Below are 785 nucleotides of genomic sequence, written 5' to 3'. Positions count from 1 at the left end.
GGCACCAAGTACTTCCACGCCAACTCGACGCTGGAGGACTCGCAAGCCACGGGCAAGGAGTCGGTGGCCATCGGCGGCAACGCCAAGGCCACGGCCGACAACAGCGTGGCGATCGGCAGCAACGCGGTGGCCGATCGGGCCAACACGGTGAGCGTGGGCGCGGCGGGTAATGAACGCCAGATCACCAACGTCGCCGAAGGCACGCAGGGCACGGATGCGGTCAACGTCAATCAGCTCAACAACGCGGTGGGCAATGTGACCAACAACTTCAATCAACAGATTGGGGATGTGAACAACCGCATCGACGATGTCGACAAGACCGCCCGTCGCGGTATCGCAGCGGCAGCGGCCTTGCAGATCGTCACGCCCTACATCCCGGGTCGCACGGTGGTCAATGCGGGCGTGGCCAACTACCGCGGTGCGGGGGCGGTGGGGGTGGGCGTGTCGCGCTGGAACGAGAAGGGGACGGTGAACTACAACGCCGGCATCTCGACTTCGACCGGCGGGGCCAAGGACACCATCTTCCGCGCCGGTGTGGGCTTCGTGCTGGGCGACTGATCGCTCGGCCCTCGATGAAGCGTGCGGGGCCCGAAGTGGGCGCCCCGCACCCCCTCACACAATGACTCGATGGGCCGCAAGTACCGCCACGGTCTTGCGGCCCGTTTTTTTCCGAGGACGGAAAAATGCAATACCGACTGATGACCCTCGCCGTCATGACCGCGCTGGCCGCCGGCTGCGCCAACCATGACGTGCGCGACAAACTACAGATCCAGGACCCGACGGTC

General features: G+C 65.2%; 1 protein-coding gene. It reads left to right on the top strand.

Annotated elements, in window-relative coordinates:
• Window positions 1-558: YadA family autotransporter adhesin (locus ACDA63_RS20140; protein ID WP_373665088.1), on the top strand; the 558-nt coding region annotated here is incomplete at its 5' end.
• Window positions 559-785: the final 227 nt, after the last annotated feature.

Origin of the sequence: Uliginosibacterium sp. sgz301328 (assembly GCF_041807905.1) — a bacterium.
GTDB lineage: Bacteria > Pseudomonadota > Gammaproteobacteria > Burkholderiales > Rhodocyclaceae > JBGVSA01.
This window is presented reverse-complemented; position numbering and strand designations above follow the sequence as displayed.